Annotated in this window: 29 protein-coding genes and 1 tRNA gene; 18 read left to right on the top strand and 12 right to left on the bottom strand. The window is 65.5% G+C overall.

The window, feature by feature from the left end; all coding sequences use genetic code 11:
- Window positions 1-16 precede the first annotated feature (16 nt).
- The gene (locus AC24YW_RS13215) at window positions 17-1,081 is read right to left on the bottom strand and encodes an acyl-CoA dehydrogenase family protein (protein ID WP_487483133.1); all 1,065 of its coding nucleotides are present in this window, start codon (window positions 1,079-1,081) and stop codon (window positions 17-19) included.
- 246 nt (window positions 1,082-1,327) lie between these two features.
- Between AC24YW_RS13215 and AC24YW_RS13210 the strand changes: the two genes are divergently transcribed.
- Entirely contained in the window at window positions 1,328-2,113 is a 786-nt protein-coding gene (locus tag AC24YW_RS13210) for an SDR family NAD(P)-dependent oxidoreductase (protein WP_487483132.1), read from the top strand.
- Window positions 2,114-2,257: 144 nt separating this feature from the next.
- Here the strand turns inward: AC24YW_RS13210 and AC24YW_RS13205 are convergent, their stop codons facing one another.
- Together AC24YW_RS13205 and AC24YW_RS13200 are read right to left on the bottom strand one after the other, a co-directional pair.
- Window positions 2,258-2,530 (bottom strand): GlsB/YeaQ/YmgE family stress response membrane protein, encoded by a 273-nt coding sequence (locus tag AC24YW_RS13205; RefSeq protein WP_487483131.1) that lies wholly within the window; start codon window positions 2,528-2,530, stop codon window positions 2,258-2,260.
- A 28-nt stretch (window positions 2,531-2,558) separates the two neighbouring features.
- Window positions 2,559-3,125 (bottom strand): YidB family protein, encoded by a 567-nt coding sequence (locus AC24YW_RS13200; RefSeq protein ID WP_487483130.1) that lies wholly within the window; start codon window positions 3,123-3,125, stop codon window positions 2,559-2,561.
- Between the two features lie 157 nt (window positions 3,126-3,282).
- On the opposite strand from AC24YW_RS13200, the gene AC24YW_RS13195 reads away from it, so the two are divergent.
- Complete coding sequence (locus AC24YW_RS13195) at window positions 3,283-4,284, top strand: 2-dehydropantoate 2-reductase (RefSeq protein WP_487483129.1); 1,002 nt, start codon at window positions 3,283-3,285, stop codon at window positions 4,282-4,284.
- Window positions 4,285-4,304: 20 nt separating this feature from the next.
- Window positions 4,305-4,520 (top strand): hypothetical protein, encoded by a 216-nt coding sequence (locus AC24YW_RS13190; RefSeq protein WP_487483128.1) that lies wholly within the window; start codon window positions 4,305-4,307, stop codon window positions 4,518-4,520.
- 186 nt (window positions 4,521-4,706) lie between these two features.
- On the opposite strand, the gene AC24YW_RS13185 is transcribed toward AC24YW_RS13190, so the two are convergent.
- On the bottom strand, window positions 4,707-5,330 hold the full coding sequence (locus AC24YW_RS13185; RefSeq protein WP_487483127.1) for a hypothetical protein: 624 nt from the start codon (window positions 5,328-5,330) through the stop codon (window positions 4,707-4,709).
- Between the two features lie 231 nt (window positions 5,331-5,561).
- Between AC24YW_RS13185 and AC24YW_RS13180 the strand changes: the two genes are divergently transcribed.
- The 8 genes from AC24YW_RS13180 to AC24YW_RS13145 all read left to right on the top strand — a co-directional run bounded on the left by AC24YW_RS13180 (window position 5,562) and on the right by AC24YW_RS13145 (window position 11,426).
- Window positions 5,562-7,079: an AMP-binding protein gene (locus AC24YW_RS13180; protein WP_487483126.1), complete on the top strand. Its 1,518-nt coding sequence runs from the start codon at window positions 5,562-5,564 to the stop codon at window positions 7,077-7,079.
- A 17-nt stretch (window positions 7,080-7,096) separates the two neighbouring features.
- Window positions 7,097-7,735, top strand: coding sequence for an RraA family protein (locus tag AC24YW_RS13175; RefSeq protein WP_487483125.1), 639 nt, complete (start codon window positions 7,097-7,099; stop codon window positions 7,733-7,735).
- A 27-nt stretch (window positions 7,736-7,762) separates the two neighbouring features.
- Entirely contained in the window at window positions 7,763-8,134 is a 372-nt protein-coding gene (locus tag AC24YW_RS13170; protein ID WP_487483124.1) for a cupin domain-containing protein, read from the top strand.
- Window positions 8,135-8,181: 47 nt separating this feature from the next.
- On the top strand, window positions 8,182-9,138 hold the full coding sequence (locus tag AC24YW_RS13165; RefSeq protein ID WP_487483123.1) for a tripartite tricarboxylate transporter substrate-binding protein: 957 nt from the start codon (window positions 8,182-8,184) through the stop codon (window positions 9,136-9,138).
- A 104-nt stretch (window positions 9,139-9,242) separates the two neighbouring features.
- A tRNA-Arg gene (locus tag AC24YW_RS13160) sits at window positions 9,243-9,319 on the top strand.
- Window positions 9,320-9,441: 122 nt separating this feature from the next.
- A complete protein-coding gene (locus tag AC24YW_RS13155; protein WP_487483122.1) occupies window positions 9,442-9,807 on the top strand; it encodes a DUF4339 domain-containing protein in 366 nt (121 codons plus the stop codon).
- Complete coding sequence (locus AC24YW_RS13150) at window positions 9,808-10,164, top strand: DUF2569 family protein (RefSeq protein ID WP_487483121.1); 357 nt, start codon at window positions 9,808-9,810, stop codon at window positions 10,162-10,164. It begins immediately after the preceding gene.
- A 122-nt stretch (window positions 10,165-10,286) separates the two neighbouring features.
- The gene (locus AC24YW_RS13145) at window positions 10,287-11,426 is read left to right on the top strand and encodes an amidohydrolase/deacetylase family metallohydrolase (RefSeq protein ID WP_487483120.1); all 1,140 of its coding nucleotides are present in this window, start codon (window positions 10,287-10,289) and stop codon (window positions 11,424-11,426) included.
- Between the two features lie 44 nt (window positions 11,427-11,470).
- Here AC24YW_RS13145 and AC24YW_RS13140 read toward each other — a convergent pair whose 3' ends face one another.
- Window positions 11,471-12,196 carry an alpha/beta fold hydrolase gene (locus AC24YW_RS13140; protein WP_487483119.1) on the bottom strand — a complete coding sequence of 242 codons (726 nt, stop codon included), beginning with the start codon at window positions 12,194-12,196 and terminating at the stop codon, window positions 11,471-11,473.
- A 120-nt stretch (window positions 12,197-12,316) separates the two neighbouring features.
- Between AC24YW_RS13140 and AC24YW_RS13135 the strand changes: the two genes are divergently transcribed.
- The gene (locus AC24YW_RS13135; RefSeq protein WP_487483118.1) at window positions 12,317-13,297 is read left to right on the top strand and encodes a helix-turn-helix domain-containing protein; all 981 of its coding nucleotides are present in this window, start codon (window positions 12,317-12,319) and stop codon (window positions 13,295-13,297) included.
- Window positions 13,298-13,313: 16 nt separating this feature from the next.
- On the opposite strand, the gene AC24YW_RS13130 is transcribed toward AC24YW_RS13135, so the two are convergent.
- From AC24YW_RS13130 to AC24YW_RS13110, 5 genes are read right to left on the bottom strand one after another with little or no spacing between them, the layout of a single operon-like run.
- Complete coding sequence (locus AC24YW_RS13130; RefSeq protein WP_487483117.1) at window positions 13,314-14,459, bottom strand: acyl-CoA dehydrogenase family protein; 1,146 nt, start codon at window positions 14,457-14,459, stop codon at window positions 13,314-13,316.
- Window positions 14,460-14,472: 13 nt separating this feature from the next.
- On the bottom strand, window positions 14,473-15,300 hold the full coding sequence (locus AC24YW_RS13125) for an SDR family NAD(P)-dependent oxidoreductase (protein WP_487483116.1): 828 nt from the start codon (window positions 15,298-15,300) through the stop codon (window positions 14,473-14,475).
- A 20-nt stretch (window positions 15,301-15,320) separates the two neighbouring features.
- Window positions 15,321-15,731 (bottom strand): MaoC family dehydratase, encoded by a 411-nt coding sequence (locus tag AC24YW_RS13120; RefSeq protein WP_487483115.1) that lies wholly within the window; start codon window positions 15,729-15,731, stop codon window positions 15,321-15,323.
- The gene (locus tag AC24YW_RS13115) at window positions 15,728-16,183 is read right to left on the bottom strand and encodes a MaoC family dehydratase N-terminal domain-containing protein (RefSeq protein ID WP_487483114.1); all 456 of its coding nucleotides are present in this window, start codon (window positions 16,181-16,183) and stop codon (window positions 15,728-15,730) included. Before AC24YW_RS13115 ends, AC24YW_RS13120 begins: the two co-directional genes overlap by 4 nt.
- An 8-nt stretch (window positions 16,184-16,191) precedes the next feature.
- The gene (locus tag AC24YW_RS13110) at window positions 16,192-17,373 is read right to left on the bottom strand and encodes a lipid-transfer protein (protein WP_487483113.1); all 1,182 of its coding nucleotides are present in this window, start codon (window positions 17,371-17,373) and stop codon (window positions 16,192-16,194) included.
- 88 nt (window positions 17,374-17,461) lie between these two features.
- On the opposite strand from AC24YW_RS13110, the gene AC24YW_RS13105 reads away from it, so the two are divergent.
- From AC24YW_RS13105 to AC24YW_RS13095, 3 genes are all read left to right on the top strand, one after another.
- A complete protein-coding gene (locus tag AC24YW_RS13105) occupies window positions 17,462-18,199 on the top strand; it encodes a TetR/AcrR family transcriptional regulator (RefSeq protein WP_487483112.1) in 738 nt (245 codons plus the stop codon).
- The gene (locus tag AC24YW_RS13100) at window positions 18,196-19,752 is read left to right on the top strand and encodes an acyl-CoA synthetase (protein WP_487483111.1); all 1,557 of its coding nucleotides are present in this window, start codon (window positions 18,196-18,198) and stop codon (window positions 19,750-19,752) included. The genes AC24YW_RS13105 and AC24YW_RS13100 overlap by 4 nt, the downstream gene beginning before the upstream one ends.
- Window positions 19,753-19,899: 147 nt before the next feature.
- Window positions 19,900-20,535: an alpha/beta hydrolase family protein gene (locus tag AC24YW_RS13095; RefSeq protein WP_487483308.1), complete on the top strand. Its 636-nt coding sequence runs from the start codon at window positions 19,900-19,902 to the stop codon at window positions 20,533-20,535.
- Between the two features lie 3 nt (window positions 20,536-20,538).
- Here AC24YW_RS13095 and AC24YW_RS13090 read toward each other — a convergent pair whose 3' ends face one another.
- Window positions 20,539-21,513 (bottom strand): ketopantoate reductase family protein, encoded by a 975-nt coding sequence (locus AC24YW_RS13090; RefSeq protein WP_487483110.1) that lies wholly within the window; start codon window positions 21,511-21,513, stop codon window positions 20,539-20,541.
- 151 nt (window positions 21,514-21,664) lie between these two features.
- Here AC24YW_RS13090 and AC24YW_RS13085 point away from each other — a divergent pair, with 151 nt between their 5' ends.
- Together AC24YW_RS13085 and AC24YW_RS13080 are read left to right on the top strand one after the other, a co-directional pair.
- Window positions 21,665-22,468, top strand: coding sequence for an enoyl-CoA hydratase-related protein (locus AC24YW_RS13085; RefSeq protein ID WP_487483109.1), 804 nt, complete (start codon window positions 21,665-21,667; stop codon window positions 22,466-22,468).
- A gap of 104 nt (window positions 22,469-22,572) precedes the next feature.
- Entirely contained in the window at window positions 22,573-23,463 is an 891-nt protein-coding gene (locus tag AC24YW_RS13080) for an NmrA family NAD(P)-binding protein (protein ID WP_487483108.1), read from the top strand.
- A 24-nt stretch (window positions 23,464-23,487) separates the two neighbouring features.
- Here the strand turns inward: AC24YW_RS13080 and AC24YW_RS13075 are convergent, their stop codons facing one another.
- On the bottom strand, window positions 23,488-23,760 hold the full coding sequence (locus AC24YW_RS13075) for a hypothetical protein (RefSeq protein WP_487483107.1): 273 nt from the start codon (window positions 23,758-23,760) through the stop codon (window positions 23,488-23,490).
- 112 nt (window positions 23,761-23,872) lie between these two features.
- Here AC24YW_RS13075 and AC24YW_RS13070 point away from each other — a divergent pair, with 112 nt between their 5' ends.
- Window positions 23,873-25,240, top strand: coding sequence for an FAD-dependent oxidoreductase (locus AC24YW_RS13070; RefSeq protein ID WP_487483106.1), 1,368 nt, complete (start codon window positions 23,873-23,875; stop codon window positions 25,238-25,240).
- The last annotated feature ends 22 nt before the right edge of the window (window positions 25,241-25,262 follow it).

Raw genomic sequence — 25,262 nt, 5'->3', positions numbered from 1 at the left:
GTGTCTCTCTCCCGGATCAGCGCGATGCCACGAGCGGCCACAATTCGTCGGCGCCGCGGTTTGCGACGAGCTTGCCGAGCTCGACGGCCCAGTAGCTTTCCGAGCCGAAATCGTCGCGCCAGGCCAGCGCCCGCAGCGAATAGCGGTGCAGGATGTGCTCCATGGTGAAGCCGATCGCGCCGTGCACCTGATGCGCGATGCCGCCGCCTTTCTCGGCCGCTTCCGCGCAGCGGATCTTCGCGGAGGCGGCTTCGAGATAGATCTCGTCGTTGAACGATCTTGCATTGGCGATGGCGTCGGCGGCGGACGTCGCTGCCGCGAGCGCCGCGGCGGATTCGCCGGCGAGGCGGGCGAGATTGTGCTGCACCGCCTGGAATTTGGAGATTTTCTTCTCGAAGGCGACGCGCTCGTTGGAGTAGCGCACGGAAATGTCGAGCATCGATTCCAGCGCGCCGGCGATTTGCAGGCTGCGTGCGACGCCGCCCATCAGCATCAAATGGGTCTGCTCAAAGCCCTTCGGCGCGGGCTTGATGGCGACCGGCTGGACCTTGTCGAGTGTGACCGTATCGCTGTGATCGTAACCGACATTGAGCCCGGCCTCGATCCGCGCCTTGGCCGCGTCGATCAGCGCGATGGAAATACCGTCCTTGCCGTGCGCCAGCACCGCAAAATGCTTCGCCATCTTGGCGAAGGGCGCGCCGCGCGCACGGCCGGAGAGCGCACCGTCTGCATCGAGGCTAATGCGGTCCTTTGGCGAGGCCGGCAGCACCGTCATCTCGCCTTCGGGCGATGTCATCTTGGCCTGCGCCAGCAGCCATCCCGCCAGCATGGTCTCGGCCAGCGGCACCGCGACTGCGAAACGGCCGGCGGCGTTCATCAGCGCAAAGCCGTCGGCGAGGCTCGCGCCCGAGCCGCCGAGATCATCCGGCACCCAGGACAGCGGCAGGCCGGCTTCGCTCAGCGCCTGCCACAGCGGCGCCTGCCAGGAATTCGTCTTGTCGTTGTTGATGGTTTGCGGATCGGCGAGATCGGCGAAGATTTTCTCCGCGGTCTCGACGACGATATTGTCACTCTCCGCCACAGCGTTCCCCGTATCTTGCCATTGGCGCGTCTGGTCCGATCGGCCAATGCGCTGTCTCTTCTTGCGCCCGATGATCGGAAAAAGCCATGGCCCTGACAAGCGTTGATCGCAGGTCCATCTGCGGCGCGGGCATGGGGCCAGGCTTCAGGAAATGCTAATTCCGCTTAGCGGAGTTTGCTCGATTTGCAGGGCGCAGCAAACTCGCTAAACAGGACGCCACACCAGATACAGGGGAAGGAAATCCGGATGTCAAAAGACGGCTTGTGCGCAATCGTGACGGGGTCCGCATCCGGGCTGGGTGCCGCGACTGCGGAAATTCTCGCGCGCAGCGGGGCGCGGCTCGTCATCAACTATTCGTCGAGCCAAAAGGAAGCCGAGGCGACCGCCGAGACCTGCCGCAAGGCGGGCGCGGCGGAGGTGCTAGTCGCCCAGGGCGACGTCTCGAAGGATGAGGATTGCCGCAAGATCGTTGCAGCAGCGAGCGGCTGGGGCCGGCTCGACATCCTCGTCAACAATGCCGGCACCACCAAGCATGTGGCTCACGCCGATCTCGACGGCCTGTCGGCGGAAGATTTCCAGCGGGTCTATGGCGTCAACACCATCGGCCCGTTTCAGATGGTGCGCGCGGCGCGCAGCCTGCTGGAAGCCGCCGCCAAGGCGTCGGGACGGCCATCTGCGGTCGTGAACGTCTCCTCGGTCGCCGGCATCAGCGGCGTCGGCTCGTCGATTGCGTACGCCGCGAGCAAGGGTGCGCTCAACACCATGACGCTGTCGCTGTCGCGCGCCCTGGCGCCGCTGATCCGCGTCAACACGGTCTGCCCCGGTTACATCGACACGCCCTGGTTCACCAAGGGCCGCGGCGAGGCGCAGGCCAAGCAGGTGCGCGACAGCGTCGTGGCCAAGGTGCCGCTGAGGGTCGCATCATCCGCGGAGGACATCGCCCAGCTCGTCTGCTTCCTGGCGATGCCTGCCTCCAGCAACATGACCGGCGAGGTCGTGCGCATGGATGCGGGAATGCATTTGGTCACGTGATGAGTGCACGCGCTCTCTGCACGTCATGGCCGGGCTTGACCCGGCCATCCACGTGTCGCCCCGCGGGTCGAAGACGTGGATGCCCGGGTCAAGCCCGGGCATGACGATGAGGAGGTGGCGTACTCTCGTTACCGCTTCTAAGCGCTACCCCTTGATCACGCCACTCGATACCAGCCGGTGCCAGATGAACAGCACCACCACCGCGCCGATCGTCGCCGTGATGAAGCCGGCGCCCTGGTCCGGGCTGTAATGGCCGATGGCCTGGCCGACGAAGGTGGCCAGGAAGGCGCCGGCGATGCCGAGGATGGTGGTGAGGATGAAGCCGCTCGGATTGTTCGGCCCCGGCGCCAGCCACCGCGCGATGAGGCCGGCAATGAAGCCGACGAGGATGATCCACAACAGGCCGCCCATGCTCATGAGTATGCTTCCCTTCCTGAGACTGCCGTCAGATCCGGTCCGAGATTTCGTTCTCGGTCGGTAGCCGTCCATCCGGCGTCAGGTGGTCGACCACCTGCGGCAGGTACTGGCTGAGGCCGGAGAGCAGCTCTTCGCGGGACAGGCCGCTCTGGGCGGACAGGCTCTCGATCTGGTCGGCGCCGAGTGCGCTGGCGAGATCGCCCGGCGCGATCGGCTTGTTCTCGCCCTTGCCGACCCAGGAACTGGCGGTGTCGCCGTGGCCGCTCTGCTGCAGCTGCTTGAGGAGATCGCCGAGACCGCCGCTCAGCACGGTGCCGGCCGCGCCGCCCGCGAGCAGGCCGCCGAGACCGCCCTTGAGCATGTCGCTCAGACCGCCACCCGCACCGGCGTTCACCGGCGGCGGTGCGGGCGATGGTGACGGTTGCGGCGCCGAGCCGGACTGATTGGTCGTGAAATGCTTGAACGCCTTCCAGGCGAGCAGGCCGAGCAGCGCCATGGTCATCGGCGACATGCCGCCGGAGGATTTCTCCGAACTGGGCGTGCTCGGGCCGCGCGGGCCGTTCTGCATGCCGTTGAGGACGTCGAGTAGACCCATGGTGCTCTCCTTTGGCGTCTCGTTCGGCGAGCGCTCGCCGCTGACTGCCCCCGGGGCGAAAACATATGGGGCAGTCATGACCGTTACAAGTCGGATGCGATTGGTTGTCGGCCTTGGCTCTGCTATCGAAGGCCGGTCATTTCAGGGAGCAAGCTTAGTGGTTGCGGATCGACCGATCGTGGTGGCTGGCGCCGGCGCCATCGGCTGTTTCGTCGGCGGAATGCTGGCTGCTGCCGGCCGGCGCGTCGCGCTCTTGGTGCGGCCGCGGGTGAAGACCGAGATCGAGCGGTTTGGCCTGCTTCTGACCGATTTCGACGGCTCCGAGAACAAGCTCGATGCGGGTCAACTGGCGCTGTCGGCAGACCCTTCCATCTTCCACAGCGCCGGCATCGTGCTGGTCACGGTGAAGAGCGCCGACACCGCGGCTGTCGCCGACGAGATCGCGCAGCATGCGCCTGAGGATGCCGTCATCGTCTCGCTCCAGAACGGCATCGGCAATGTCGCGGTGTTGCGCGAGCGGCTCGGCGGCCGCCACGTGCTCGCCGGCATGGTTCCGTTCAACGTGATCGCGATGGGCAATGGCCGTTTCCACCGCTCGACCTCCGGCGACATCCACGTCGGCGAGGATCCGCAGAATACGGCCGCGGCGCTTTCGGTCCCTGGCCTCAGCGTGCGCGCGAGCGGTGACATCACCGGCGTGCAATGGGGCAAGCTGATCATCAACCTCAACAACGCGCTGAGCGCGCTGTCCGACATGCCGCTCGCCGCGCAGCTGGCGAACCGCGACTGGCGAAGATTGTTCGCCGACCAGATGGCGGAAGGGCTGGCCGCACTGAAGGCCGCCGGCATCGTGCCGGTATCGTCAACGCCGGTCCCGATGAGCTGGTCTCCGACCCTGCTGCGGCTGCCCGATGCGATCTTCAGCGCGATCCTCGGGCGCACCATGAAGATCGATCCCGAGGCGCGCTCCTCGATGTGGCAGGATCTGAAGCAGGGCCGCAAGACCGAGATCGACTATCTGCAAGGCGCGGTCATCGCGCTCGCCGAGCGGAACAATGTCGCCGTGCCGCTGATGCGCCGCATTCTTGCGCTGATCAAGGAGGCTGAGGCGGCCGGCAACGGTCCGCTCCGTATGACGCCGCAGCAGATTCGGGGGTAGCGCCCGAAAGGAGGAGCGCGATGAAACGTCGTCTTGTGATCGGGCTGGCGCTGACCGTGCTCTGCGGTTCGTCAACGTTCGCCCATGCTAGGCCTCCGACCGTGATGAACTCACCTGGTTACGACAGGCGCTTGCAGGAGAGCAGGTCGCAGCTGGGCGCTTCGCCGATCGTCACCGAGCCAGCGCCGGCACCGGTGACGCAACCGAAGCGCAGCAAGAAGAAGCGCACGAACTGACGCTGCATTCTCCGCTGTCCCGGACAAGCGCGCCAAAGCGCGCGCAGATCCGGGACCCATAGCCAAAGGGAGAAGTTTGGCGAAGACTCGGAGTTACCGGCTCACCCCACAACGACGTCCTGTGGTTATGGATCCGGATCTGCGGTTACGCTTGTCCGGGATGACAGTGGAGTGTTTGGCCGCAACTCAGCTCTTCTTCGCGGGCTTGCTCGGCGTCGGGTTGAACAGCTTCTTCAGGTCGTTCAAGCTTTCCGACAGCCGCGGCCACTCGCAGGAGAATGAGCCCTTGGCGCAAGGCGCCGCCTTCGGCTTCGCGCCTGCGGCCTGCTGCACCTTCGGCCGCTCGACCGGCACCGGCACGCGGGCGACTTCGGTCCGCAGCGCAACCTGCTGCAGCTGCTGTACCTGTTGCTCCTGCTGTTCGCGCTGCTGCCGCGCGGTAGCCTCGGCCGCTTCGTTGCTGCGGCGCTGCTTGGCGAGATAGGCCGTATAGGCTTCGTCGATTTTCTTCTGCTCCTCCGGCGTCGGATTGGGGCCGCCGATGTCGAAGGTGCGATCCTGGAGGAAATCGTAATAGGAATAGCCGCCACCCGGCTTGCGGCGGCCGGCGAACTTGGCGTTGCAATCGGCAAGGGCCGCCGTCTTCTCCGCCTTGGTTGCGGCCTTCTCGGCGGCGTCGGCGCATTCCTCGAAATCGGCAGGTGCGCGCTTCCACCATTGCGCCTCGGCATGCCCCAGCGTCAGCAGGAAAAATCCTGCTGCGGCAACGAGAAGCAACGCCGCGCGATGCGATGTAACGACGGCCGACATTCTAAGAGAGCATTCCTTGCAAGACGCAACCCGAACTGAGTCGAGCCGGATTTTTGCCCCTTTCTTGCCCGCTTGTCACCCATGGAACCCAGGAAATTCAGGGCTGCGATGCTGACATTTTGTGCTTGACGTGGCGCGAGAGTCACAGCGCGCTGCCGCGAGGCTGATACACTTCTGACGCGGGCGCTCGCTTCCTGCGGCGACGCCAAGAACACGAAATGGAAACGCCCGATGCTGCTGCCGCTCTCCGATGTGCCGCGCTGGTACGCCGAACGCAAACCACGTGGCACGATCGCCGTCCGTCACGGGCAGGACACGCTGACCTGGGACGAGCTCGAGCGCGGCGCCAACCGCCGCGCGCGGGCGTTCATGGCCAAGGGCGTCAAGCCCGGCGATTTCGTCGCGATCGGATTGCCGAACGGCAACGCGTTCTTCGAGACCTCCTTCGCGGTGTGGAAATGCGGGGCGACGCCGACCTCGCTGTCATGGCGGCTGCCGCGCGGTGAAGCCGCCGCCGTGCTCGATATTCTCAAGCCTGCGCTGGTGGTCGGCGGCGAGGCCGACTGGAATGCGCCGAACCGGTTGCCCGCCGACTTCGTGCCGGAGGGTTGCCCGGATGAGCCGCTGACGCCGCCGGTGGCGCGATACTGGAAGGCGATGACCTCAGGCGGCTCGACCGGCCGTCCCAAGGTGATCCTCGATCACCAGCCGGCCGTGACCGATACCGCGGCCGCGCCGCCGCTCAACATTCCCTTCGGCGTATCGCTGCTCAATCCCGGTCCGCTCTACCACAACGCGCCGTTCATCGTGTCGCATTACGCGCTATTCGTCGGCGGCAAGCTCACAGGGCTAACCAAGTTCGACGCCGAGGAGACGCTGCGGCAGATCGAACGCGAGCGCGTGCAATGGGTCAATTTCGTGCCGACCATGATGCACCGGATCTGGGCGCTGCCGGAGAGCGTGCGCAATTCTTACGACCTGTCGAGCCTGCAGACGGTCTTTCACATGGCTGCGCCGATGCCGCCATGGCTGAAGGAGAATTGGATCGCCTGGCTCGGACCCGAGCGGGTCTGGGAGCTCTATGGCGGCACCGAGCGGCAGGGCGCCTGCATCATCTCCGGCAGCGAATGGCTGACGCACAAGGGCTCGGTCGGCAGGATCGGCGACATGGCGAAGCTTCGCATCATCGGCGAGGACGGCAAGGACGTCGCGCCGGGCGAGACCGGCGAGATCTATTTCCTCAACAATGACGGCAAGGACGCCACCTATCACTATCTCGGCGCCGAGCCGAAGCGCCGCGCCGACGGCTGGGAATCGCTCGGCGATATCGGCCGGCTGGACGCCGAAGGCTATCTCTATCTCGGCGACCGCCTCGCCGACATGGTGCTGCGCGGCGGCGCCAACATCTATCCGGCCGAGGTCGAAGCCGCGGTGTCCGAGGCTCCCGGCGTGCGCTCCTGCGTCGTGGTGGGCCTGCCCGATCCGGAATTGGGCCAGCGTGTGCATGCCATCATCGAGCCGGAGCCCGGTGCGGACGGCCAGACCATTGCCGACGGCATGGCGGATTTCCTCAAGGACCGGCTCAGCCGCTACAAGCATCCCGAAAGCTTCGAATTCGTCAGCGCCCCGCCGCGCGACGATTCCGGAAAAGTTCGCCGCACCCTGTTGCGCGACGAGCGCGCGGCGTGGATGAAGGAGGGACGCGCCTTCCGGATTCTGCCTTCGAAGGTGCAAGCGCATGCCGAATGAGACAAGGAAAAATTGACATGACCATCACTATCGCAGCGAGCAGCGTGCCGAAGCCGCCGGCCGAGATCATCGAGGGGTTCAGGGACGCGCCGACGTCGGTGATCTCGGACAATCTCGCCCGGCTGCCGGGCGCGGTGGGCTTGAAGCCCTATCACCGCGGCGGCAAGCTGGTGGGGACCGCCTTCACCGTGCGCACGCGCCCAGGCGACAATCTCGCGATCCACCGCGCGCTGGACCTGGTCGGGCCCGGCGACGTCATCGTGGTCGACGGCGGCGGCGACGAGACGCGCGCGCTGATCGGCGAGATCATGAAGAACATCGCGCAATGGCGCAAAGCCGAAGGCTACGTCATCGACGGCGCGATTCGCGACGTCGCGGCCTTCGCAGCCGACGACTTCCCCTGCTACGCCCGCGCGGTGATCCATCGCGGTCCGTACAAGAACGGTCCCGGCGAGATCAACGTGCCGGTGACGATCGGCGGCAGCGTGATTGCGCCCGGCGACATCGTCGTCGGCGACGAGGACGGCGTGGTGTCGTTTCCCGCTGCCGGCGCGGCCGCCCTGCTGGAAGCCGTGCGCGTTCAGGTCGCGCGCGAGGAGGAGACGCTGAAGGCGATCCGTGAGGGCCGTTACCAGGGTGCTTACGGCAAGGCTTGATCCTGTCGGGCACAAGGGGAGGACGGCGTGAGCCAGAAGCAAGAGTTTCACAATCTCGATGATGCCAGCGACGGGCTGTTTCGCGAGCTCGCCGCCGGCGTGACCACGCGCATCTTCTCCGGCGAGCAGGCGATGCTGTCGGTGGTGACGCTGGCCCCGCATGCGCAAGGTGCGCTGCATCATCACCCCGAGGAACAATGGGGCGTGCTGCTCGACGGCTCCGCCATCCGCGTCCAGGGCGACGAGGAAATCCCGGTGAAGAAGGGCGATTTCTGGCGCACGCCGGGGAACGTGCCGCACACGATGCGCGCCGGTCCCGACGGCGCCCGGGTGCTGGACATCTTCAGTCCGCCTCGGCCAGAATACAGAAAAGCAGGGTCGGGCTTCGGCACGACCTAGCGCTCAAAAGCAAAAAAGCAAAGCGCTACACATAAAGGGAGGGGACCATGACGATCACACGACGGGCGCTGCTGGCCGCGCCGGCTATTCTCACATTGACGCCGGCGATGGCGCAGGCCGGCAAGATCACGCTGGTGGTGCCGTTCCCGCCAGGCGGCTCGACCGACGCCATGGCGCGGCTGCTGCAGAGCAGTCTGCAGACGAAGCTCAACCGCATCGTCGTCGTCGAGAACAAATCGGGCGCGGCCGGTGCGCTCGGCGCGGCGCAGGTCGCCAAGAGCCCGGCCGACGGCACGACGTTCCTAGTCACCTTCGATTCCCACGCGGTGATCCCGTCGATCCTCGACAAGCCGCCGGTCGATGTCGAGCGCGAGCTGATGCCGGTCCTGCTGATCGGCACCGCTCCTTACGTGATCGCGGCCGGCGCCGGCCGCCCCTACAAGAGCTTTGCCGACGTGGTCGCCGCCTGCAAGGCGACGCCCGGCGCGGTCAAATACGCCTCGGTCGGGATCGGCACGCTCGGCCACCTCGCCATGACCGTGCTCGGCAGCAAGGCCGGCGTCGAGATCATGCACGTGCCCTATCGCGGCGGCGGTCCGGCCATGAACGACGTGCTCGGCGGCCATGTCGATCTCATCGCGGGATCGGCCGCGCTGGTCGCCGCCCAGCTCGGCACCAACATGCTGCGCCCGATCCTGCAGCTCGGCCGCGAGCGGCTGCCGGCCCTGCCTGATACGCAGACCGCGATCGAGGCGGGCTTTCCCGATTTCGAGACGCTGGCATGGTGGGGCATTTTCACCCCCGCGGGCACGCCTGCCGACGTCGTAGCCGCCATGGCGACGGCGTCCAAGGAGATCCTGAGCGAGCCCGCGACCGCCGCCCAGCTCAAGGAGACCCAGCACATGACCCTGCTGCTCCAGGACGGCGCCACCTTCAAGACCTTCTTCGACAAGCAGGTCGCCACTTGGGGCAAGGTCGTGAAGGACAACAATATCAAGGCGTAGCTGTTCGCCAGCCGATGGCAGCCTTGATCGAGGCGAGGGCTTCCGATTCGACGCTCCCTTTGATATGTAGACCCCAGGCAACCCGCACGACCTGCGGGTTCCGCGGTCCCGTAGCTCAGCCGGATAGAGCGGCGGTTTCCTAAACCGTAGGTCGCATGTTCGAGTCATGCCGGGATCGCCATTTTTCGAGCGTTTGCGCTCGCGCCATGGGCGCACCTAACGCTGCTATTTCTCCCACGCGTTTTTCTATCGTGACGTGTGCCGGCAGCCGGTTTAAGTACGCCGGGTGCAGCGGGCGGTTACATGGCGGACTTATGGTTCTACGCGGACGGCGGGCAGAAGCGTGGTCCGATCTCGATTTCGGACCTGCTTACGATCCTCGCTCATGTCACCGATCTCAGGCGTGTGTTGATCTGGCGGCACGGCTTCGAGCAATGGAAGCCGGCCGGCGAGGTGGACGAGGTCGCGCGGCAGCTTCTTCAATCGCCACCGCCGGCCCCGACATCATCGCCGGTCGAGGTCACGCGCGCGCCTGCCATTCCCGCTGAAGACGCAGCTGCGTTCAAGAACGCCGAGCCTGAATTGAGCGGCATGAGTGGTTGGCTCGCCCTTCTGGCCTTCGGTCAGATGATCGGTATCGTGCGGCTGGTCGTCAGTACTGCGCAATAAGTGCAGTCGATCCGCGCCGACATGTGGATGCAATTTTCGACCGTGTTCTGGAGTGAGATTGCGATGAACGTTGCACTGATCGGGCTCGCGATCTGGACAGCGGTGCTCCTGTTCAGTCATTCCCGAAAATTTCCGGCCTTCTTCATCCTGCAGATGATCTGCGCGGTGCTCATGCCTCTCGTCGACCTTCTCTGCGTCGCGTCGTTCTTCGCCGCAGCGCCGAACCGACCCTTCAGCGATTTTTTCATCATCGAACCTCTACAGATCGGACAGACATTCGTCGCTGCGATCAGCGCCACCATCTGGGTCATTTACGTCCTTCGCTCCCGAAGAGTCGCGAATACGTTCACGAGATAAGACCCACCGAGCACCGGCCGCAGTTGATTTGCGTCGCTGGTGCGAAAATTGCTAACAAAAACGGTAGGGCTGGAAGCGTGCCTTCCAGCTTTGTCCATGCTTGCCCAAATCCGGAGACCCTGATGCCTTTCGACTTGATCCTGCGCGGTGGCCGCGTGATCGACCCCTCGCAGAAGCTCGATGCCGTGACGGATGTCGCATTTTCGGGCGGTAAGGTCGCTGCGATCGGCGTTGGGCTCAAGGCCGACCCAGGCACCGATATCCGCGACGTCTCGCAGTTCATCGTGTCGCCGGGCCTGATCGATCTGCACACCCATGTCTATTGGGGCGGCACCTCGCTCGGCATCGATGCCGAGGAATTCTGCCGCCTCTCAGGCGTCACCACGGCGGTGGATACCGGGAGCGCTGGCCCCGGCAATTTCGCCGGCTTCCGCAAGCATGTGATCGAGCCGAGCCAGGTCCGCATCCTCGCTTATCTGCACGTCTCGCACGCCGGAATCTTCGGCTTCTCGCACCGGATCATGGTCGGCGAGAGCGAGGAGCTGCGGTTGATGAATCCGGTCGAGGCTGCCGAGGTGGCCGATGCCAACCGCGATCTCGTCGTCGGCATCAAGGTGCGCGTGGGCCTCCATTCGTCGGGCACCTCGGGTGCGGTGCCGCTCGACATCGCGCTCGAGGTCGCGAACGAGGTCGGCATGCCGCTGATGGCGCATATCGATCATCCGCCGCCGAGCTATGAGGACGTGCTGGCACGGCTGCGTCCCGGCGACGTGCTGACCCATGCGTTCCGCCCCTTCCCGAACACGCCGGCGACGGCACAAGGCACGGTGAAGAAGGCGGTGCTCGAGGCGCGCGAGCGCGGCGTGCTGTTCGACATCGGCCATGGCAAGGGCTCGTTCGCGTTCAAGACCGCGCGCGCCATGCTGGCCAATGGTTTCTATCCGGACACGATTTCCTCGGACATCCATCAGCTCTGCATCGACGGCCCGGCCTATGATCAGGTCACGACCATGTCGAAATTCCTGTGCATGGGCATGGAGCTGCCGGATGTGATCGCGGCCTCGACGGTGAATGCGGCGATGGCGCTGCGACGTCCCGAGCTCGGCAGCCTCAAGCCCGGCAGCGTCGGCGACGCCACGCTGATCTCAGTGAGGCAGGGCCAGTTCGATTACGAGGACGTCGTCGGCGAGCACCTGATCGGCGATCGCAAGATCGTCTCGGAGGGCGTCGTCATCGGCGGCCGCTGGTGGCATCCGAATTGAGCGGCGCGCGCGGATCGTGACCGCGCGCTCGCATGACGCACTGATCAATCGCGGCCCGCCTCCATGATCGCCTTGGCGAGCCGCGCCGGGTCCGAGAAGCACAGCTCGTGGCTCCCCGGCACCTGCACCAGACGGAACAGGCCGAGCTTCTCCGACAGGCGCGGATGCCAGCCATGGCTGTGCGGCATCGCAGTATCCTCGGTGCAGTTGATGTAGGATTTGGCCACCGGCATCTCGGCCGGATTGCTCTTGAGCGCGATCTTGTCGCTGAAGGTCGCCAGCGGATGCGGATTGAGCACGTCATAAGCGCGCTGCGCCGTTTCCAGATCGGCATCGTTGATGAAGGCCTCGCGCCAGATCGGGAAGGGCAGCACCACCGAGCCGTCGCCGCGCTCGGCCGCGATCGCATCGAACAGTCCGATATAGTGCGGCGGCACCATGTCGTTGAGGCATTCGCCGTCGTTGGGCACGAAAGCATTCCAATAGACCAGGCGGCGGATGCGTTCCGGCACGAGGTCGGCAACCCCCGTGATGACCATGCCGCCATAGGAATGGCCGAGCAGGACGACGTCCTTCAGATCGTTCTCCGCAAGGTAGTCGGCGATCGACTGGATCGCATCCTTCAGCCCGGTCGTTTTGGCATCGCCCGGACGGTTGCCTTTGATGGTGGGGGTATGGACCTGATGGCCGGCTGCGCGCATCGGCGCGGCGACCGGCTCGAGCTCGGCACCGGTGTGCCAGGCGCCATGGACGAGAACGTAGGTCGACATATTGTGGCTCCTCCCCAGGGTGTGGTTAGATCGGCGTAGCGTCGCCGCACGGCAAGTGTGGACCGGTGACCGATTTGCCGCTTGGCTGGAAGTGAACCGGATTGGTCTCGGAGTGAACCGATGCAGCAGATCGAGCGCGCCGTCCCGTCCCGTCAATCGGCCTGGAATACTGCGGGCGTGAGGCCTGCCGAGCAATTCGCCTATTATCGCGAGGCGATCTGCCAGGCCTTCATGAACCTGACGCCGGAGCCGGCCGTTGCGGCCGGCTTTCCCGCCAGCGTCGAGCACGTCCGTCTCGGCAATGCCGCGATCAACCGCGTCAGCTTCCCCGAACACGTGGTGCGCCGCTCCGCCGCCGACATCGCAGCGTCGGATCGCAGCTGCTTCTACCTCAATTTGAAGCTGGCCGGCCGCTGCCGCATTCAGCAGGACGGTCGCGAGATCAGCCTGTCGGCCGGACAGGTCGGCATCTTCGACAGCGACCGCCAGTTCGCCCTCCTGCACGATCGTGGCCCGCAGTTGCGCGTCGCCTCGTTCTGGGTGCCGGCAGAGGCGTTGCGCGAGCGGCTGCCGGCTTCGTTCGACGTGGCTGCGGCACGCCTCTCGGACGATCCCGTCGTCGGCCACCTCATCGTCGAGACCGCGCGCACGCTCAGCGAGGGCGCGCTGCAGATGAGCGAGGACGAAGGTGTGCTTCTGTTCCGGGCGTTGATCGAATTGGTTGCCGTGAGCCTGTCGCGAGGCAGCCGCCTGCACGCCGCTGAAGCCGAGAGTCTCGCCGATGCAACCACGCTGGCGGTGAAACGTGCCATTCACCGGCGGCTTCGCCAGCCGGGGCTGGCAGTCGCGGACATCGCCGCCGCCGCCGGCATCAGCGAACGTTACGTGCACAAGCTGCTGGCGCGATCGGGCTCCAGCTTCACCGACTACGTCATCGACCATCGCCTCGACGGCGCAGCCCGGGATCTCAGGGCTCCCGCGATGGCGGAGCGCGCGATCGGCGCCATCGCGTTCGATTGGGGTTTTTCGGACCTCTCCCACTTCACCCGCCGCTTCAAGCAGCGCTTCGGCTGCCGGCCGCGCGACTGGCGCACGGGGTGATCTCCAGCGACCTGATCTACAACGACCTCGCGATCAACAGTTTCATGATCTCGTTGGTGCCGCCATAGATCTTCTGGATGCGGGAATCGATGAAGATGCGCGAGATCGGGTATTCCTGCATGTAGCCGTAGCCGCCGAACAGCTGCAGGCAGTCGTCGGCGGTCTCGACCTGCTTCTCCGAGCACCAATATTTCGCCATCGAGGCCGTCACGGTGTCGAGGTCTTTCGCGACCAGGCGCTCGATGCACCAGTCGACGAAGACGCGCGCGATCATCGCCTCGGTCTTGCGTTCGGCCAAGGTGAAGGCGGTATTCTGGAAGTCCATCAGCGGCTTGCCGAACGCCTTCCGCTCCTTCGTGTAGTCGGTGGTGAGCTTGACCGCGCGCTCCATCGAGGCGACGGCGCCGACCGCGAGCGCAAGCCGCTCCTGCGGCAATTGCTGCATCAACTGGACGAAGCCCTGGCCCTCCTCCTTGCCGAGCAGGTTTTCCGGCGGCACGGTGACATTGTCGAAAAACAGCTCCGAGGTGTCGGAGGCGTGCAGGCCGATCTTGTCGAGGTTGCGCCCGCGCTTGTAGCCGTCCGCGCTCGCGGTCTCGACCACGATCAGCGAAATGCCCTTGGCACCTGGCTCGCCGGTGCGCGCGACCACGATGACGAGGTCGGCGGCCTGGCCATTGGTGATGAACGTCTTCTGGCCGTTGATGACGTAGGAATTGCCCTGCTTCTTCGCCGTGGTCTTGACCGCTTGCAGGTCCGAGCCGGTGCCGGGCTCGGTCATGGCAATGGCGCCGACCATCTCGCCGGATGCCATCTTCGGCAGCCAGCGTTTCTTCTGCTCCTCCGAGCCGTAGTTGAGGATGTAATGTGCGACGATGGCGCTGTGCACGGAGACGCCGGTGGTCAACTCCGGCACGGTGCTCTCGAGATCGTCGAGTACGGCGGCATCATAGGCGAAGGTCGCGCCGAGGCCGCCATATTCCTCCGGCACGCTCGCCAGCAGCGCACCCATCTCGCCGAGCCCGCGCCAGGCGAATCGGTCGACCATCTTCTGCTCACGCCACTTCTCGGCATGCGGCGCCAGGTCCTTGGCGAGATATTTGCGGAACTGGTCGCGGAACGTATCCAGCTCTTCGGTCATCCACGACGATCGGTATTGCATCAGCGCCTCGCTCTCAGACAATCAGGCCGCCGCCGGCGACGACCACCTGGCCGCTGATATAATTGGATTCCGGGCTGCAGAATAGATAGACGGCGTCGGCCGCCTCTTCCGGCGTGCCGCCGCGGCCGAGCGGGATCATGCGTGACATGGCTTCGAGCATGTGCGGCTGCACGCCGACCTTGATGTCGCGGCCGGCGACGTCGATGGTCTTCTGCTGCGCCTCGATCGGCTGGGTCAGGCGGGTGTTGATGAGGCCGAAGGCGACGCAATTGACGTTGACCTTGTAGCGGCCCCACTCCTTGCACATGGTTCGGGTCAGTCCGATCAGCGAGGCCTTCGCCGAGGAATAGCTGGCCTGTCCGGCATTGCCGTAGAGGCCGGCGATGGAGGAGATGTTCACGACCTTGCGGAACACCTCGCGCCCTTCCTCGGCCTCCTTCCTGGCAAAGACGCGGATCGGCTCGGCGGCCGCACGCAGGACGCGGAACGGCGCGACCAGATGGACGTCGAGCATGGCCTGAAACTGCTCGTCCGTCATCTTCTGGATGGTGGAGTCCCAGGTGTAGCCGGCATTGTTGACGATGATGTCGAGCCCGCCGAACCTGTCCAGCGCGGCGCCGACGAAGCGGTCGGCGAAACCCGCTTCCGAGACGCTGCCGTTCACGGCGACCGCGTCGCCGCCGAGCGCCTTGATCTCCGCCACCACGGCATCGCCGGGCTCGGCATCGAGGTCGTTGACGACGACCCTGGCGCCTTCGCGCGCGAGCTTGAGTGCGATCGCGCGTCCGATGCCGCGGCCCGAGCCGGTGACGAGCGCGACCTTTCCTTGCAGTTTTGTCATCTGGATGAGTCCCCTTGCTGTCAGAGCGCGACGATGGCGCTGCCTTCGAGCTTGAGCTCGCCGCGATCGTCCTTGGTGGTGAGCGCGAGCCTTGCGCGACGCTCGCCATTCTCGGCGAGCAGCTCCGTCACGGTGCCTTCGCATGTCAGCTGGGCGCCAAGCTGGGTGATGGCGACGAACCGGGTCGCAAAGCTGCGGAGCTTCGACGGCGGCACCACATCCGTCAGCGCCTGCCCAAGACAGGCCATCACCAGCATGCCGTGGGCGAACACATCGGGAAAGCCGGCCGCCTTGGCGAAGTCAATGTCGACGTGGATCGGGTTATGATCGCCCGATGCACCGCAATAGAGCGCCAGCGTGTGGCGGGTGATCGGCGGAAAGACCTTGTGAACGATGCGGTCGCCGGCCTTGATGTCTGCGGACGCCGTCATGACGTCACCTCGTTGCGGACGACGATGGTACGCGCGGTATCGGCGACATGCACGCCGTCCTGGTTGGTCACCTCGCATCGGATGCCGATCAGCGTCATCGCGCCGCCCTTCTTGTCCGTCACGCTGGTGACGCGGGGCCGGAACGTCAGGGTGTCGCCGACCAGAACCGGTGCGTGATAGACGAAGCTCTGCTCGCCATGCAGCACGCGGGCGAGATCGATGCCAAGCGCAGTGAACATCTCGAAGGGGTCGTCGACGTCCATCATCTCCAGGCAGAACAGATAGGTCGGCGGCACCGGGATGCCGGTGAACCCGGCCGCCCGGGCAGCGTCCGCATCGCGGTAGACCGGATTCTGTTCACCCAGCGTGTTGAGGAAGTAGCGGAGACGGCCGGGCTCTACGCGCGCGGTGACCGGCGTGAAGCTGCGTCCTACGGCGGACTGATCGACCATGGCCGATATCAGTGCCGCTTGTAGAGCGTGACGACGCAGGCGCCGCCGAGGCCCAGATTGTGCTGGAGCGCGACCTTGGCACCTTCGACCTGCGTGGAGCCTGCCGTGCCGCGCAGCTGCCGCGTCAGCTCGTAGCACTGCGCAAGCCCGGTGGCGCCGAGCGGATGTCCTTTGGACAGCAATCCGCCGGAGGGATTGGTCACGATCCGGCCGCCATAGGTGTTGTCGCCGTCATTGATGAACTTGCCGGCTTCACCCTCGCCGCAGAGGCCGAGTGCCTCGTAGGTGATGAGCTCGTTATGGGCGAAGCAGTCGTGCAGCTCGACCACGTCGAGATCGCCGGGGCCGATGCCGGCGCTCTCATAAACCCGGCTGGCCGCCTCTTTGGCCATGTCGTAGCCGACCAGCTGCATCATGTCGCCGGCCTCGAAGGTCGAGGGCGTATCGGTGGTCATGGCCTGCGCCGCGATGCGTACCTCTTTGCCGATGCCGTGCTTATCGGCAAACCGCTCGGAGACCAGCACGGCGGCGGCGCCGCCGCAGGTCGGCGGGCACGCCATCAAGCGCGTCATCACGCCCGGCCAGATCACCTGATCGTTCATGACGTCGTCCGCCGTGACTTCCTTGCGGAACAGCGCGAGCGGATTGTTCTTGGCGTGTCGGCTCGCCTTGGCGCGCACCTTGGCGAAGGCGTCGAGCGGCGTGCCGTACTTCTTCATGTGGCTGAGCCCAGCACCGCCGAAGTAGCGCAGCGCGAGCGGAATGCCCGGAGCTTCGATCAACTGGTCCGCAGCCGCGTCAAACTCCTCGAATGCGCTCGGGCGATCGGTGTAGACACTGCCGAGCGCGCCGGGCTTCATCTGCTCGAAGCCGACTGCCAGCACGCAATCCAGCGCGCCGCTCGCAATCATCTGCCGCGCCATGAACAGCGCGGTCGAGCCGGTCGAGCAATTGTTGTTGACGTTGACGATGGGGATGCCGGTCATGCCGACGTGGTACAGCGCGCGCTGCCCGCAGGTGGAATCGCCGTAGACGTAGCCGGCATAGGCCTGCTGCACCTTATCGTAGCCGAGGCCGGCATCGGCGAGCGCGAGCTTGATCGCCTCCGTCCCCATCTCGTGATAGGGCGCGCTGGCGCCCGGCTTGGCGAAGGGGATCATGCCGACCCCTGCGACGATGACGTCAGACATCGCTTCCTCCCAATAAATTACCCATTGGACTTTTTCTTACCCACGGGTAACATATCGCTCGATCTCCACCAGAGTCAACCGATCGACCATGGATTCAGCCTCGCCCGCTCCGCCTTCATCGCCTTCGCCCTGGCTGCCGTTCGAGACCCGGCGCCGCGCCCGTGACGAGAAGCGCGAGGCGGTGCTGCGAGCAGCCGTGCAGCTATTCCTGGAGCAGGGCTATCATCGCGTGACGCTGAACGAGGTGGCCGAGCGGCTGAATATCACCAAGCCCGCGCTGTACAATTATTTCCGCGGCAAGGACGAGATCCTGTTCGAATGCTGGTCGATGGGGGCCGAACTGGTCGACAGCGTCATCACGGAGATCAACGCCGGCGGCGGTTCGGGCCTTTCCAAACTGCGCAAGCTGGTTCACGCCTATGCCGCGCTGATGGCGACCGATTTCGGCGCGAGCCTGGTCCGTTTCGACTTGCGCGATCTGGCCGAGCGGAACGCCGCCGTCGCGCGCGCCGCCAAGCGGCGGATCGACGCCACCTTCCGGCGATACATTGCCGCAGGCATTGCCGACGGATCGATCAGGCCATGCGATCCCAAGCTCGCAGCCTTCGCGATCGCAGGTGCGCTCAATTGGATCGGCCATTGGTATCAGCGGGAGGGCAAGCTGTCGCCGACCGAAATCGCCGACGAGTTCACGGTGCGGCTGACGGACGGTCTGGCGGCCGACGGTCGGTTGCAGATGACAAAGAAGACGCCGAGGGCGCCGCAAGGGCGCAACTCAGGACGCAAGACAACAGGGAAGAAACGCACGGGAGGAGGAACGGGATGAACATCACGCACGGACTGCGCCGGGCGCTGCAAATCAATCCGCATGGGCTCGCCACCGTCTATGGCCAGCGCCGCCGCAGCTGGAGCGAGCTCGGCGAGCGCGTTACACGGCTGGCCGGCGGCCTGCGCACGCGCGGCGTTGGGGACCGTGACCGTGTTGCAGTGCTGTCCTTCAACTCGGACCGCTACCTCGAGCTCTATCTGGCGACCGGCTGGGCGGGCGGCGTGATCGTGCCGCTCAACATCCGCTGGAGCGCCCTGGAGAACGAGGATGCGCTGCGCGACTGCCGCGCCTCCGTTCTGCTGGTCGACAAGGCCTTCGCACAGGTCGGCGCGCAGCTCGCCGGTGCCATTCCGGGGCTGAAGCTGATCTACGCCGACGACGGCGAGGTGCCGGCGGGGATGGAAAGCTATGAGGATCTGATCGCGGGCAGCGCACCAGTTGCCGATGCCATGCGCAAGGGTGACGATCTCGCCGGCATTTTCTACACTGGCGGCACCACTGGCCGTTCCAAAGGCGTGATGCTCAGCCACCAGAATCTGATGGCCAATGCGCTCAATGCGCTCGGCGAGGGACTGTTTCCGGGAAGCGCGATCTATCTGCATGCGGCCCCGATGTTTCACCTTGCCAACGGGGCGGCGATGTATTCGCTGCTGCTCTCTGGAGGCTCGAACGTGATCGTTCAGGGCTTCACGCCCGAAGGCGTGATGACGGCGATGCAGAACGAGCGCGTCACCGACGTGCTTCTGGTGCCCACGATGATCCAGATGTTCGTCGATCACCCCGCGATCGGAAACTACGACCTGTCGTCGCTGAAGAACATCATCTATGGGGCTTCGCCGATCAGCGAGGCGGTGCTCGACCGTGCCGCGCGCGCACTGCCGCATGTGCGCTTCACGCAGGCGTATGGCATGACCGAATTGTCGCCGATCGCGACGCTGCTGCATGCCAACGAGCATGTCGGGGAGGGGCGCAGGAAGGGGCGCCATCGCGGTGCCGGCCGCGCCACGCTCGGCTGCGAGGTACGGATCGTCGACGAGAACGACCAGCCGCTGCCGGCGGGCGCCGTCGGCGAGATCGTGGTGCGCGGCGACACCGTGATGATCGGCTATTGGGAACGGCCGGAGGAGACCGCGCGCGCCGTCGTCGACGGCTGGATGCACACGGGCGACGGCGGCTACATGGATGAGGACGGTTTCATCTATGTCGTCGACCGCGTGAAAGACATGATCATCTCCGGGGGTGAGAATGTGTACTCGGTCGAGGTCGAAAACGCGCTGGCGCAGCATCCGTCGGTGCTGCAATGCGCCGTGATCGGAATTCCCAATGAGCAATGGGGAGAGCAGGTCCATGCCGTCGTGGTCAAACGCAGCGGCGTGGAGGTCTCGACCGGCGAGCTGATCGAGTTCACGAAGACGCTGATTGCCGGCTACAAATGCCCCCGCAGCATCGAGATCACCGAAACGCCGCTGCCGCTGTCGGGCGCCGGCAAGGTGCTGAAGCGCGAGCTGCGCAAGCCGTTCTGGGAGGGGCGGGAACGGCGGGTCAGCTGACGGCTCCCGCGCGTTTACTGCGTTCGCGCCGAGGAGGCGCGAAGATTGATGTTTCCAGATCGCGGTGGCGCGGGTATCTCTTGCGTGACTCATCGGGAACATCCACTCTTGGTCCAGACGCGCGAGCTCAAGCTCGACATCGAACGCATGGGAACGGTCTCGGCGATCCTGACGCAGCCGGACCATGCGCGCGCCTGCTACGTGCTGGCGCACGGCGCCGGCGCCGATATGCGGCATTCCTTCATGGAGAAGGTTGCGGAGGGGCTCGCGAGCCGTGGCATCGCGACCTTCCGCTTCAATTTTCCTTATACGGAAGAGAAGAAGGGGCGTCCCGACCAGCCGGCGGTTGCGCATGCCGCCATCCGCGCGGCCGTCGCGGAGGCGGCCCGGCTCTGCCCTGGATTGAAGCTTGTCGCCGGCGGAAAATCGTTCGGCGGGCGCATGACCTCGCAAGCGCAATCGAAATCGCCGCTGCCGGGCGTGAGGGGGCTCGCCTTCCTTGGCTTCCCCCTGCATGCCGCCAAGAAACCGTCGTCCGAGCGTGCCGAGCATCTCGCCGGCATCGCGATCCCGATGCTGTTCCTGCAAGGCACGCGCGACGAGCTTGCCGACCTCGCCCATCTCGAGCCCGTCATCGAGCGGCTCGGGCGTAAGGCGACGCTGCATGAGGTCGCAGGCGGCGACCATTCGTTTGCCGTGCTCAAGAAATCCGGCCGCACCAATGACGAGGCACTCACCGAGGTGCTGGACGCGCTCGCGATCTGGATCGACGCGCTCGCCTGAGCCTCACGCGGAATAAAGCCCCTTGTCGCGCGCCTTCTGGATCGCGAGCGCGGCGATCAGGTCGAGCGTTGGCGTCGACAGACCGGCGGTGCGCGCGAAGGCCTGGGGCGCCTTCACCAGCACGTCGATCTCCATGGCGCGGCCGAGCTCGTAATCCTGCAGCAGCGAGGGCTTGTGGTTGGGGGCGGGGCCACTGCGGGTGGCGCGCTTGACCTCGGGAATGAAATATTGGGCGATCTCGTTGGCCTCGTTTAGCATGCGCGGAATCACCTCCGTGAAGGCGGGATCGTCGCGCACGCCGCGCGCGGTCTGGCCGGTGAGCAGGCACAGCACCGACAGCGACATGTTGGTCAGCAGCTTTGACCAGATCGCCTCGCGGATCTCGGCCACCGGCGGCGATTCCAGCCGCGCATCGTTGAAGACGCCGCGCAGTTTCGTGATCCGCTCGCAATTGCGGTCGTCGCATTCGCCGATCAGGAGGCGGTTGCGGTCCGGCGTCAGGTTCTGCACCACGCCGGGCGCGATCACCTCGTTGGAGGAGAAGATCACGCCGCCGACGATCCGTTCCTTCGGGATGCAGGCGCGCAGGCGGCCGCCGGGATCGAGAAATGAAATGTCGGGCGGTGCCGGGTGCCGCGGCGGCAGGCCGATGCCGTACCACCAGGGAATGCCGTTCTGCGCAAACACGATCGCAGTGTCGTCCTGGAGCAGCGGCTTGATGCTGGAAACCAGCCCCTGAAGCGCGGTCGCCTTCAAGGTGGAGATCACGACGTCCTGCGGGCCGAGCTGGGCCGGATCGCCTGATGCGTTCACCTTGGCGCCGACCTCCGAATCGCCGACGCGCAGCTTGAGGCCATTGGCACGGGCCGCCTCCAGATGCGCCCCCCGCATCACGCAACTGACCTCATGGCCGGCGCGCGCCAGCCGTACCGCAATGTGGCTGCCGACGGCGCCTGCGCCGAAAATGCAGATGCGCATATTGATATCCCGTCTCCATCCCGTGGTGTCGCCCGCGGCCAGCATGACACAAGCCGCCATGCGATGGACGCGGCCGCCCTACGCCGGAAAGATATGGATCAGGGCACGCGCCCTCGGTCATAGTGCGCGGCAAACAACCGGAGGATCGCCGATGACTGCCAGCCCCGTCCTGTGGAGCCTCGATGAACGCGGGGTTGCGACCGTCACGTTGAACCGGCCGGAGGTCAACAATGCCTATGACGGCGCGCTGATCTCAGGCGTGCTCGCGGCCATGGACGACCTCGGCAGCAAGCCCAATTTGCGCGTCGTCGTGCTCCGGGGCAACGGCAAGCACTTCCAGGCCGGCGCCGACCTCAAATGGATCAACAGCGTGCGGCAGCAATCGCGCGAGGCGAACGAGGCGGCCTCGCGGGCGACGTTCGAAGCGGTGCAGCGGCTCAACACTTTGCCGATTCCGACCGTTGCCCTGGTGCAGGGCGGCTGCTTCGGGGGCGGTACCGGCGTCATCGCGGCCTGCGATGTGGTGATTGCGGCCGACAACGCCCTGTTCTCAATCACCGAGGTACGCTGGGGCCTGACCGCGGCGATCATCATCCCGCAGCTCTGCGATGCCATCAGTGTACGGCAAGTCCGCCGCTACGCGCTCACCGGCGAGCGCTTCGGCGCCGAAGACGCCCGCCGCATCGGCCTTGTCCACGAGGTGGTGCCGCTCGCCGATCTCGAGCCCGCAGGCGCCAAGGCGGTCGAGCAGCTGCTCGCCAACGGACCGGAGGCCATGGCCGAGACCAAGAAGCTCGCGCTGGAAAGCTCGTTCGGCGGCATGGCCGTGGACGATGACGCTTACACCCGGCTCGTGCAATTGCACTCGCTCAAGCGCCAGAGCGCGGAGGCAGCGGAGGGACTGGCCTCCTTCGCCGAGAAGCGGGAAGCGAGGTGGGGCGCCGACAAAAGCTGAGGGATGCGACGAGGTGCGGCTCGAAAAAGTGGGCTATGGGGGTATCGCGCGGAACTGCGGACGGGGCAGAAGATTTACCCGATTCAGCGTTATGGAGCGCGCCGATGTTCATTGTGATTGGGGCAAACGGGCGTATCGGATCGGCCGTCGCGTCGAGATTGCTCAATGCGGGGCGACCGGTCACAGCCGTGCTTCACAGCAACAACAACGAGGCCGATTGGCGCAGTCGCGGTGCGCAGACCGCGGTTGTCGATGTGCGCGACACCGACGGCTTGCGCGCGGTGTTCAGTACGGGCAAGCGCGCTTTCCTGCTCAATCCGAACGCCGACATCTCCACCGACACCGATCGTGAGGAGCATGCGACCGTCAGGAGCATCGTGGCGGCGCTCGAAGGATCCGGGCTCGAAAAGGTCGTCGCCGCATCTACCTATGGCGCCCAGCCGGGAGAGCGCTGCGGCGATCTCAATGTTCTCTATCATTTCGAGCAGGCGCTTGCCGCCCAACCGATACCAGCGACCATCCAGCGAGGCGCCTACTACATGAGCAACTGGGACCAGCTGCTCGATGCGGCGAAGTGCGGCATGTTGCCGACCATGCTGCCCGCAGACATGAAGATCCCAATGGTCGCTCCCCCCGATCTTGGCAAGGCGGCCGCGCGCCGTTTGTTGGAGCTGCCCCGCGATCAGGACGTGCATCATGTCGAAGGACCCGAGCGGTATTCGCCGCGGGATGTCGCGGATGCCTTCGCGGCCGTGCTCGGCCATCCGGTGAAGGTCGAGGTCATCCCGCGCGATCAATGGATCGCGGCTTATGGAAAGCTCGGCTTCTCAGCCGCGGCGGCGGAGTCTTATGCGCGAATGACCGCGGTCAGCGTCGACAGCGGCTTTGCCATGTCGGAGCCGTTCGAACGCGGCGAGACGACGCTCGAAGACTATATCGGTGCTCTTGTCGCCCGGTCGCGCGGCTCGCACGCTGCTGCCAGCAGAGTCCTGTGACCGCCCAAATTGCAGTGCTCGTGGTCAGCAGCCGCGGCAGATGTTGTTGATGCTGCGATAGACGGCATCATCATCTTGGCGCAATTGGCGGAGGGTTTCGAGCGCTTTGCCGTCGTCGGCCGCAGGTGCAGGCTTGCGCTTTGCGGCCAGCTCTTCCTCCTGCCGCTTGTAGCAGGCTTCGCGGTCGGCCTTGGCTGAGATGAAGCGGCAGTTTTGCTCCACGGCAGCGGCGGGAGCGGCCGAGATCGCGAGGGCGATAGAAGTGGCGAAGCAGTATCTGACGATGATCGAATCCATGCCTGCACTTGTCTCAGGTCCACCGTTAGCCAGCAACCGCGATCTTGCGGGCATGAGGACCGCCGGCTAAGCCGTGATCCAGTTCGAACCAGATTCCGGGAAGGAACGCGCCATGCGGGCCACGACGATCGAAGAGCCGGCACGCAAAGTGCCGCTCTATGGCGAGTATGAAGTCCTCGTGCTCGGCGGCGGGCCGGCCGGCATCGTGGCGGCAGCCGCAGGGGCGCGTGCGGGGCGGAAGACGCTGTTGATCGAGCGCTACGGTTTTCTCGGCGGCATGGGCACCGCGGCCGGCGTCACCAATTTCTGCGGCCTGCACGGCAATGTCCATGGCGAGCACCGGCGGCTGGTGCAGGGTCTGGCCTCGGAGCTGCTGGCGCGGATCGATCGTTTGAACGGCCTCAACGCGCCGCATCTGATCCTCGGCAAGGTCTTTGCCCAGGCCTATGACACCGCCGCCTACAAGATCGCGGCCGACCAGCTGCTCGCCAGCCACGGGGTCAATCTCCTGTTCCACGCGCTTGGCGCCGGCGTCGTCATGGCCGATGAGCGCCGCATCGACGCGATGCTGGTCGAAACCAAGGCTGGCCGGCAGGCGGTGCGCGCGGAGATCTTCATCGACTGCTCCGGCGATGGCGATCTCGCCGTGTGGGCCGGCGCGCCGTTCGAGATCGGCGACGAGCATGGCCATCCGCTGTACCCCTCGATGATGCTGCGTCTCAACGGCATCGATCCCGCCAAGGCCGGCGAGGCATGGCGCACCATTCCGCAATTGATGGAAAAGGCCGTGGCGGCCGGCACCCACGCATTCCCGCGCAAAAGCGCGATCGTGCGGCCGCAAAAGTCCGGCATCGAATGGCGGGTGAACTTCACCCAGGTGGCGCGCGAGGACGGCCATGCCATCAACGGCATCGAGCCCGACGATCTTACCCGCGGCGAGATCGAGGGCCGCAAGCAAGCGCTCGCCGCGTACGAATTCTTGCGCAGCGCGGTGCCCGGGTTTGAGAAGTCCTACATCGTCGACCTGCCGCCACAGCTCGGCATTCGCGAGACCCGCCGCATCAGGGGTGGCTACCAGCTCAGCGGCGAGGACGTGCTCGGCTGTGCCTCGTTCGCGGATTCCATCGGCGTCAACGGCTGGCCGATCGAGGCCCATGTGCCCGGCGACGTCGTCTTCACCTTCCCGCCGATCCCGGAATCGCGCGGCTACAACGAGCTGCCTTACCGGATGCTGGTCCCTGAAGGCGTCGACAACCTCCTGGTCGCCGGCCGCTGTGCCTCGATGACCCACGAGGGCCAGTCGGCCGCGCGGGTCTCCGGGGCCTGCTTCGCGATGGGTGAGGCCGCCGGTTCCGCCGCCGCGCTGGCGCTGTCCGGAAACCGGATTCCACGCGAAATCCCCATTGAAAAGTTGCAGGAAACGTTGAAACAACAGGGCGCCTTCATCGGACGGGATCAGGCGGTGCCCGAAGGCCTGTAATGCACTGCAAGACAAAGCGGAG

The organism is Bradyrhizobium sp. USDA3516, assembly GCF_057651995.1.
The sequence above is the reverse complement of the archived record's forward strand: the minus strand, read 5'-3'. Positions and strand labels throughout refer to the sequence as shown.

Coding starts and splice junctions, on each gene's coding strand:
- AC24YW_RS13080 (WP_487483108.1), top strand. CDS start 22,573: ATGTTCATTGTGATTGGGGCAAACGGGCGTATCGGATCGGCCGTCGCG.
- AC24YW_RS13180 (WP_487483126.1), top strand. CDS start 5,562: ATGCTGCTGCCGCTCTCCGATGTGCCGCGCTGGTACGCCGAACGCAAA.
- AC24YW_RS13125 (WP_487483116.1), bottom strand. CDS start 15,300: ATGACAAAACTGCAAGGAAAGGTCGCGCTCGTCACCGGCTCGGGCCGC.
- AC24YW_RS13145 (WP_487483120.1), top strand. CDS start 10,287: ATGCCTTTCGACTTGATCCTGCGCGGTGGCCGCGTGATCGACCCCTCG.
- AC24YW_RS13130 (WP_487483117.1), bottom strand. CDS start 14,459: ATGCAATACCGATCGTCGTGGATGACCGAAGAGCTGGATACGTTCCGC.
- AC24YW_RS13165 (WP_487483123.1), top strand. CDS start 8,182: ATGACGATCACACGACGGGCGCTGCTGGCCGCGCCGGCTATTCTCACA.
- AC24YW_RS13210 (WP_487483132.1), top strand. CDS start 1,328: ATGTCAAAAGACGGCTTGTGCGCAATCGTGACGGGGTCCGCATCCGGG.
- AC24YW_RS13100 (WP_487483111.1), top strand. CDS start 18,196: ATGAACATCACGCACGGACTGCGCCGGGCGCTGCAAATCAATCCGCAT.
- AC24YW_RS13175 (WP_487483125.1), top strand. CDS start 7,097: ATGACCATCACTATCGCAGCGAGCAGCGTGCCGAAGCCGCCGGCCGAG.
- AC24YW_RS13185 (WP_487483127.1), bottom strand. CDS start 5,330: ATGTCGGCCGTCGTTACATCGCATCGCGCGGCGTTGCTTCTCGTTGCC.
- AC24YW_RS13205 (WP_487483131.1), bottom strand. CDS start 2,530: ATGAGCATGGGCGGCCTGTTGTGGATCATCCTCGTCGGCTTCATTGCC.
- AC24YW_RS13085 (WP_487483109.1), top strand. CDS start 21,665: ATGACTGCCAGCCCCGTCCTGTGGAGCCTCGATGAACGCGGGGTTGCG.
- AC24YW_RS13115 (WP_487483114.1), bottom strand. CDS start 16,183: ATGGTCGATCAGTCCGCCGTAGGACGCAGCTTCACGCCGGTCACCGCG.
- AC24YW_RS13075 (WP_487483107.1), bottom strand. CDS start 23,760: ATGGATTCGATCATCGTCAGATACTGCTTCGCCACTTCTATCGCCCTC.
- AC24YW_RS13155 (WP_487483122.1), top strand. CDS start 9,442: ATGGCGGACTTATGGTTCTACGCGGACGGCGGGCAGAAGCGTGGTCCG.
- AC24YW_RS13105 (WP_487483112.1), top strand. CDS start 17,462: ATGGATTCAGCCTCGCCCGCTCCGCCTTCATCGCCTTCGCCCTGGCTG.
- AC24YW_RS13140 (WP_487483119.1), bottom strand. CDS start 12,196: ATGTCGACCTACGTTCTCGTCCATGGCGCCTGGCACACCGGTGCCGAG.
- AC24YW_RS13135 (WP_487483118.1), top strand. CDS start 12,317: ATGCAGCAGATCGAGCGCGCCGTCCCGTCCCGTCAATCGGCCTGGAAT.
- AC24YW_RS13120 (WP_487483115.1), bottom strand. CDS start 15,731: ATGACGGCGTCCGCAGACATCAAGGCCGGCGACCGCATCGTTCACAAG.
- AC24YW_RS13070 (WP_487483106.1), top strand. CDS start 23,873: ATGCGGGCCACGACGATCGAAGAGCCGGCACGCAAAGTGCCGCTCTAT.
- AC24YW_RS13090 (WP_487483110.1), bottom strand. CDS start 21,513: ATGCGCATCTGCATTTTCGGCGCAGGCGCCGTCGGCAGCCACATTGCG.
- AC24YW_RS13110 (WP_487483113.1), bottom strand. CDS start 17,373: ATGTCTGACGTCATCGTCGCAGGGGTCGGCATGATCCCCTTCGCCAAG.
- AC24YW_RS13190 (WP_487483128.1), top strand. CDS start 4,305: ATGAAACGTCGTCTTGTGATCGGGCTGGCGCTGACCGTGCTCTGCGGT.
- AC24YW_RS13200 (WP_487483130.1), bottom strand. CDS start 3,125: ATGGGTCTACTCGACGTCCTCAACGGCATGCAGAACGGCCCGCGCGGC.
- AC24YW_RS13095 (WP_487483308.1), top strand. CDS start 19,900: ATGGGAACGGTCTCGGCGATCCTGACGCAGCCGGACCATGCGCGCGCC.